We start from the raw sequence: 7,498 nt of genomic DNA, 5'->3' as shown, positions 1-7,498 counted from the left end.
GTCATGAGGACTCTCCTGCGCGGCGGATACGTGCACACCCCGGCCGACCCGCACGCGACCGCGCTGTGCATCGAGGACGGTGCGATCGTGTGGACGGGTGACGACGACGCCTCGGCCCACTTCGAGGACGGCGCCGACCGGATCGTCGAGCTGGGCGGCCGGCTGGTCACGCCCGCGTTCGTGGACGCGCACGCCCACCTGGCGCAGAGCGGGTTCGCGGCCGCCGGCGTCGACCTCGCCGCTCCGACCACCCTGCACGAGGCGCTGGACGCGCTCACCGCGTTCGCACACACCGCCACCGACGCGATCGTCCTCGGCTACGGCTGGGACGACACCGCCTGGCCGGAGCAGCGGGCGTTCACCCGTGAGGAGGTCGACCGTGCCACCGGCGGCCGGCCGGCGTACCTCGCCCGGGTCGACGAGCACTCCGCCGTCGTCTCCACCGCCTTCCTCGACGCCTGTCCCGACGTGGTGCACGCCGAGGGGTACGACGCGTCGGGGCGGGTCGAGCGCGACGCCCACCACGTCGCCCGCGAGGGGCTGTTCCGGCTGCTGCCGCCCTCGGCCCGCGAGGACGCGATCCTGCGCGCTCTGCGGATCGCCGCGAGCCAGGGCATCGGGATGGTCCACGAGCTCGGCGCGCCGCACATCTGCCCGCCCGAGGACCTGCTCGTCGCCGCGCAGCTGACCGCGTCCGGCGGGCTGCCGGAGGTGGTCGGCTATTGGGGCGAGCTCGGGGCCGTCGATAGGGCCCGCGAGCTCGGCTGCGTCGGCCTCGCCGGCGACCTGTGCATGGACGGCTCGATCGGGTCGTGGACGTCCGCCCTCCGCGCGCCGTACGCCGACCACCCGCACGCCGGCCACCTCTACGTCGAGGCCGAGCAGGTGACCGAGCACGTGCTGGCCTGCACCGACGCACGTCTGCAGGCCGGGTTCCACGTGATCGGCGACCGGGCCGCCGACGCCGTGGTGGCCGGCTTCGTCGCCGCCGCGGAAGCCGTCGGGGAGCCGGCGATCGTGCGCGGCCGGCACCGCCTGGAGCACCTCGAGATGGTCGCCCCCGAGCAGATGGAGACGCTCGGACGGCTGGGCGTCACGGCCAGCCAGCAGCCGGTCTTCGACGCCTTCTGGGGCGGCGCCGACGGGATGTACGCGCAGCGCCTCGGCGTCGACCGGGCCGCGAGCATGAACGCGTTCGCTTCACTCAACCGGGCCGGCGTCGCGCTGGCGTTCGGCTCCGACAGCCCGGTCACGCCGTTCGGCCCCTGGGCCGCGGTCCGGGCCGCCGCCTGGCACCGGACCGAGAGCGAGCGGGTCACCGTGCGGGCGGCCTTCAACGCGCACACCCGCGGCGGCTGGCGCGCGGCGGGCCGTGACGAGGGCGGCGTGATCGCCCTCGGCGCACCGGCCAGCATCGCGGTCTGGGACGTGTCCGGCGACCTCGTCGTGCAGACCCCGGACGCCCGGATCGCCGCCTGGTCGACCGACCCGCGCGCCGGCGTACCCCATCTGCCCGACCTCCACCCAGACGTCGACCTACCCATCTGCGTGCTCACGCTGGTGCACGGCGAGGTCGCCCACGAACGCGAAGGAGCGCTGACGTAGTGGCAACGAAGCCCAGGGGCAAGCTCGACCTGGACCCGGTGACCGTCCGCAAGGCCCGCAACCTGGCCCGGCAGGCGGGTCGACCGATCGTCGACCTGGCCAAGAAGCACACCACCGTCTCGGTGGAGCGGGCCACGCTGAGGCTGGCCGGACTGCAGGGAGCCGACGCCGACGGCATCCCGTGGGTCAACCGGCTCCTCGACGCCGTCCGTGGCGACGTCGGCATCGAGCACGGCATCGCGCTGCCGGTCTGGGACGCCCTGGTCCGCGGCGAGGCCGACGATCTCGCGGTGCTCGCGCAGAAGGCATCCGCCGGCTCGGTGCGGTTCCGGCTGCCCGAGGGTCGCGACCTGACCCGGGCGCGGAGCGCGGCACGCAAGCAGGTGGGCGCCGGCGTACGCCGGGTCGACGCCCGGCGCCGCGAGCGCGACCGGCTGGTGAAGCGCTGGGGCGACCCGGACCACAAGCCGTGGATCTACCTGATCGTCGCCACCGGCGACATCTACGAGGACATGCCGCAGGCGCAGCAGGCGGCCCGCGAGGGCGCCGACGTGATCGCGGTGATCCGCTCGACCGGCCAGTCGCTGCTCGACTACGTGCCGGAGGGGCCGACCCGCGAGGGCTTCGCCGGCACCTATGCCACCCAGGAGAACTTCCGGCTGATGCGGGCGGCGCTCGACGAGTCGAGCAAGGAGCTCGGCCGCTACGTCCGGCTCACCAACTACGCCTCGGGGCTGTGCATGCCGGAGATCGCGGCCCTTGCCGGGCTCGAGCGGCTCGACATGATGCTCAACGACTCGATGTACGGGATCCTCTTCCGCGACATCAACCCGATCCGCACCTTCGTCGACCAGCGGTTCAGCCGTCAGGTGCACGCCCGCGCCGGCATCGTCATCAACACCGGCGAGGACAACTACCTCACCACCGCCGACGCGGTCGAGGCGGCCCACACGGTCACGGTCAGCCAGCTGCTGAACGAGTACTTCGCCAAGGAGGCCGGGCTCGAGGACTGGCAGCTCGGGCTCGGACACGCGTTCGAGATCAACCCCGACCTGCCCGACAGCTTCCGGATGGAGCTCGCGCACGCCTTGTTGGCCCGCGAGCTGTTCCCGAACGCGCCCTTGAAGTGGATGCCGCCGACCCGGCACATGACCGGCGACGTGTTCCGCGGCTACATGCTCGACGCGTTCTTCAACCTGGTCGGCGCGCTCACCGGCCAGGGCATCCTGCTGGTCGGGATGATGACCGAGGCGGTCGTGACGCCGTGGCTCTCCGACCGCGACCTGGCCCTGCAGAACGTCCGTTACGTGATGAACGCCGCCGGCAACCTGCACGAGGACTTCCGGCCCACGCCCGACGGCTTCATCGCGCAGCGGGCGCGGCAGGTGCTGGGGGAGTCGATCGAGCTGCTCGAGAAGATCCTGGCGCACGAGTCGAGGACCGGGCTGCTGGACGCGATCGCCGACGGCACCTTCGGCCTGATGCGGCGCCCCGCCGACGCCGGCCGCGGGCTCGACGGCGTCGCCAAGAAGGCGCCCGGCTACTACAACCCTGCGAGCGAGATCCTGGAGGCGAAGTGACCGAGTCACACATCCTGCGGCCGTACGGCGACACCACCGGGGACGGCATGGTGCAGCTCTCGTTCACGCTGCCGATGGCGCACTCCAAGGTCGCCGAGGGCGCCGCCGCCCAGCTGGCCAACAAGATGGGCATGGACCCGGCCATGGTCGTGCACGCCAAGGCGATGGGTCCCGACTACACGTTCTTCGTCGTCTACGGGCGGGTCAACCACCTCGTCGACACCGGCAAGGTGCAGGTCGTCGAGCGCGACTACCCACTGCTGACGCCGAAGGAGGTCAACCTGGCCATCCGCAAGGGCCTGCGTCGCCGGCTCGTGGTGGTGGGCGGATGCATCGGCACCGACGCGCACACGGTCGGCATCGACGCGATCCTGAACATCAAGGGGTTCGCGGGGGAGAAGGGCCTGGAGTACTACCGCGAGCTCAAGGTCGTGAACCTGGGCGCCCAGGTCTCGGTGCCGCAGCTCGTGGAGCGGGCCCGGGCCGAGAAGGCCGACGCGATCCTGGTCTCGCAAGTGGTCACCCAGCGCGACGCGCACATCCTCAACACCAAGGAGATGTCGGCCGCCTTCCGCGAGTCCTACCCGCGCGACAAGCAGCCGCTGCTGATCGTCGGTGGTCCGCGCTTCGACGAGTCGATGGCCGCCGAGCTCGGTGTGGACCGGGTGTTCGCCCGGGGCACGACGCCGGCGGAGGTCGCGTCGTACATGGTCGAGCAGCTCGTCACCCGCCGGGTCACCGGCGGCTCCGGCACCGGGAGGAAGGCGTCATGACCGACGACCCGAGGCTCGGGCTCACCGTCACGCACCGTCGCTACGTGCCGTACTCGCACGCCCACTACGCCGGCAACCTCGTCGACGGGGCGTACTCGATGGGGCTGTTCGGCGACGTGGCCACGGAGGTGTGCATCCGCACCGACGGCGACGAGGGGCTGTTCGCGTCCTACTCCGACGTGCAGTTCCGGGCGCCGGTGCGCGCCGGGGACGTCCTGGAGATCAGCGCGACGGTCGTGAAGGTGGGCCGCCGCTCGCGCACCCTCGAGCTGCGCGCGGTCGTGGTGGGCCGGGGCAGGCCGGACGTCTCGGAGTCCGCCGCGGAGATGCTGGCGGAGCCGGTGGTGGCGACCACCGCGACGGGCGTCGTCGTCGTACCGTCGCGCTGACCGCACTCCCCGTGGCGATCTCCCGGTTCCCGTGGTGAGTTCACACCGGGGAGCGGGCAATTCACTGGGTCCCCAGTGAATTGGGCCCCGCCCCACGCCCCCAAAACCCCCCGGCGTGTCGCACCACGACACGCCGCGCCCGAGCAAAATGTCCGGTGAATTGCCGGCGACCCGTACCCCGCACTGACCTGCGGTTTCTCCTCTTCGCGCAGGTCAGCCGCCGGTTGACAGGGTCCCTCCCGATTCTGCAATCTTCCGGACGTCCACCAAGCAGGCCGAGGCCGTGAGCTGACGTCCAGGTGGCCGCGACCCGGGTCGGGTACCACGAACCCAGGGCGCCGCGGTCCCCGGAAATCGGCGGCACGGCAGCGGGGTGGTACACGAAGAGAGCCCGGCGCCCAGTAGACAACGGCCCCGTCTTTCGCAGCCAGCGAGAGCGCGGTCGGTCCGAAGGGTCTCGGGCTCTTTTCGCGCCCCCACTCGAGTCGACAGACCCGCTGCCGGGCCCCGCCGGTAGGTTTGACGGGTGACCAGCCTGCCCGCGCGACTGCTGCTCGCCGTCGCCTCGGGCCTGGTCGCGGCGCTGGCCTTCGAGCCGTTCGGCGTCGCCTACCTGCTGCCTGTCGCCGTCGCCGGCGGCACGCTCGCCGTCGCCGGGACCCGGCCTGGTCGCGGCTTCCTCGTCGGTACGTCGTTCGGGCTCGCGTTCATGGGTCTGCTGCTGCCGTGGCTTCAGGTCATCCACCCCGCCGCCTGGCCGGCCCTGGCCGCTCTCGAGGCGTTGTTCTACGGGGTCGGCGGGTGGGCGACCGCGGTGGTGGTCCGGCTGCGGGCCTGGCCGGTCTGGGTGGCCGCGGTGTGGGTGGCCGTCGAGGCGCTGCGCGGCACCGTGCCCTTCGGGGGGTTCCCGTGGGGACGTCTCGGGTTCGCGGTCGTCGACACCCCCGCCCTGCCCACCGTCGCGTACGTCGGGGTCGCCGGGATGACCTTCCTGGTGGCCCTCCTCGGCAGCACGCTGGCCTGGCTGGTCCGCGACGGCAGGGGCCGACCGGTGCGCGGCCTCGCGGTCTTGGCGGCCGTCGCCCTGGTCACCGTGGCGGGCGCCGTGGCGCCGCTGCCCGGGGCGCCCGGCCCCACCGAGGATCCGGCGGTGGTGACGGTCGCCGTGGTGCAGGGGGATGTGCCCGGCGTGGGGCTCGACGCGTTCTCCGAGCGCCGGGCGGTGCTCGACAACCACGTGCGGGCGACGCTCGACCTGGCCGACCGGGTGGCCGCCGGGGAGGCGACCCAGCCGGACCTCGTCATCTGGCCGGAGAACTCCTCCGACATCGACCCGTTCGCCGATGCCACGGTCCGTGCCGACGTCGCGGACGCCGCCCGCACGGTCGGCGCCCCGCTGTTGATGGGCACGGCGGTCGGGGACCGGGCCCAGGACGGCTGGTTCAACCGGGCGGTGGTGTGGTCCCCGCAGGGTGAGCCGGGTGCGTCGTACGACAAGCGGCGGCCCGTGCCGTTCGGGGAGTACGTCCCCCTGCGCGCGCTGTTCGCGCCGTACATCTCGGCGCTGGACCAGATCCCCTCCGACATGATCCGCGGCGACCGCCCCGGTGTGCTGCGCGTCGGGCCCGCGACGGCGGGCGTGGTGATGTGCTTCGAGGTCGCCTACGACCAGATGTTCCGCGACCTCGTCGACGGCGGCGCGGACCTGGTCGTGGTGCCGACCAACAACGCGACCTACACCGGCACCGGCCAGATCGAGCAGCAGTTCGCCATGTCGCGGGTGCGCGCCGTCGAGGCCGGACGGTACGTCGTGGTGGCCTCCACCAACGGCATCTCGGGCGTGATCGCCCCGGACGGTTCGGTCGTCCAGCGGGCGCCCGAGCGCGAGACCGTCGTGCTGGAGCAGGCGGTGCAGCTGCGCGGCGTCACGTTGCCGGCGATCTGGCTGGGCCGCTGGCTCGAGCTCGGTCTGGTCGCGATCTCGGTGATTGCGGTCCTGGCCGGGCTCCGCCTCGGCTATGGTCGGCGATCGCCCCGCCCGGTCGCGCCCGAGAGGAACCATGAGCTCACCCCACGGAACCGCTCGCTTCGCTCGCGCTTCAGCGGGGACCGCGCGTGAACCCGTCTGACCTGGGCCGGGTCGTGATGGTCGTCCCGACGTACAACGAAGCGGAGAACCTGCCCTGGATCGTCGGGCGGCTGCGCACCGCCGAGCCAACCGTCGACGTGCTGGTCGTCGACGACGGGTCGCCCGACGGCACCGGCGACGTCGCGGACAAGCTGGCGGTCGACGACCCGCAGGTGAGCGTCGTGCACCGCACGGCGAAGGCGGGCCTCGGCGCGGCGTACCGGCACGGCTTCTCCGTCGCCCTCGCTGCCGGGTACGACGTGATCGGGGAGATGGACGCCGACGGCTCCCACCAGCCGGAGCAGCTGCACCGGTTGCTGGACGCGCTCGCCGACGCCGACCTGGTGATCGGCTCGCGCTGGATCCCCGGCGGCTCGGTCGTGAACTGGCCGCTGGCCCGCAAGGCGCTCTCGGTGGGCGGCAACGTCTACGCCCGGCTGGCGCTCGGCATCCCGGTGCGCGACGTGACGGCCGGCTACCGGCTATTCCGGCGCACCACGCTCGAGGCGATCGACCTCGGCACCGTCGAGTCCTCCGGCTACTGCTTCCAGACCGACCTGGCCTGGCGCACGTCGCGGGCGGGGCTGCGGATCGTGGAGGTCCCGATCGAGTTCGTCGAGCGGGTCCGCGGCGAGTCCAAGATGGACCGCCGGGTCGCCACCGAGTCGCTGCGGCGGATCACCGCGTGGGGCTTCACGCAGCGGACCCGCCAGGTCCGCGACGTACTCTCGAAGGTGACCCGCGCCTCGGCGAACGGCCAGGCGCGGGACCGGAGGACCTCATGAAGAAGCTGATCCCTTGGTGGGTGCTGGCGCTCGCCTTCGTGGTCGTGCCCGTCATCGAGATCTACCTGCTCATCCAGGTCGGCCAGGCGATCGGTCCGTGGTGGACGATCCTGCTGCTGATCGCGGCCGGGTTCGCCGGCAGCTACCTGGTGAAACGAGAGGGCGGCCGCGCCTGGCGGGCACTGCAGCAGGCGCTCGCCGAGCACCGGATGCCGGCCCGGGAGCTGGCCGACGGGGC

7 protein-coding genes are annotated in these 7,498 nt (G+C 72.6%); all 7 read left to right on the top strand.

The features are described from left to right. A partial coding sequence (locus VFH10_RS17880; RefSeq protein ID WP_325131032.1) for an amidohydrolase occupies nucleotides 1-1,605 on the top strand: 1,605 nt, incomplete at its 5' end. Continuing rightward, nucleotides 1,605-3,185 carry a lysine 5,6-aminomutase subunit alpha gene (locus VFH10_RS17875; protein WP_325131030.1) on the top strand — a complete coding sequence of 527 codons (1,581 nt, stop codon included), beginning with the start codon at nucleotides 1,605-1,607 and terminating at the stop codon, nucleotides 3,183-3,185. The genes VFH10_RS17880 and VFH10_RS17875, both read left to right, overlap by 1 nt. Next, entirely contained in the window at nucleotides 3,182-3,958 is a 777-nt protein-coding gene (locus VFH10_RS17870; protein ID WP_325131028.1) for an OAM dimerization domain-containing protein, read from the top strand. The genes VFH10_RS17875 and VFH10_RS17870 overlap by 4 nt, the downstream gene beginning before the upstream one ends. Beyond that, the gene (locus VFH10_RS17865) at nucleotides 3,955-4,347 is read left to right on the top strand and encodes a hotdog domain-containing protein (protein WP_325131026.1); all 393 of its coding nucleotides are present in this window, start codon (nucleotides 3,955-3,957) and stop codon (nucleotides 4,345-4,347) included. The genes VFH10_RS17870 and VFH10_RS17865 overlap by 4 nt, the downstream gene beginning before the upstream one ends. A 526-nt stretch (nucleotides 4,348-4,873) precedes the next feature. Then, nucleotides 4,874-6,466, top strand: a complete 1,593-nt coding sequence (gene lnt / locus VFH10_RS17860) for an apolipoprotein N-acyltransferase (RefSeq protein WP_325131024.1) — start codon at nucleotides 4,874-4,876, stop codon at nucleotides 6,464-6,466. Nucleotides 6,467-6,492: 26 nt separating this feature from the next. Beyond that, nucleotides 6,493-7,260 (top strand): polyprenol monophosphomannose synthase, encoded by a 768-nt coding sequence (locus VFH10_RS17855; RefSeq protein ID WP_325131034.1) that lies wholly within the window; start codon nucleotides 6,493-6,495, stop codon nucleotides 7,258-7,260. Next, nucleotides 7,257-7,498, top strand: a 242-nt coding sequence (locus VFH10_RS17850) for an FxsA family protein (RefSeq protein ID WP_325131022.1), incomplete at its 3' end; no start/stop codon positions are given. The genes VFH10_RS17855 and VFH10_RS17850, both read left to right, overlap by 4 nt.

It is taken from the genome of Nocardioides sp. (assembly GCF_035697785.1).
Lineage (GTDB): Bacteria > Actinomycetota > Actinomycetes > Propionibacteriales > Nocardioidaceae > Nocardioides_B.
Note: the sequence above shows the minus strand (reverse complement) of the source record. Positions and strands in the feature narration are given on the sequence as shown.

Excerpts from the sequence above, each read along its gene's own strand:
- VFH10_RS17865 (WP_325131026.1), top strand. The coding sequence starts at position 3,955 with ATGACCGACGACCCGAGGCTCGGGCTCACCGTCACGCACCGTCGCTAC.
- VFH10_RS17855 (WP_325131034.1), top strand. The coding sequence starts at position 6,493 with ATGGTCGTCCCGACGTACAACGAAGCGGAGAACCTGCCCTGGATCGTC.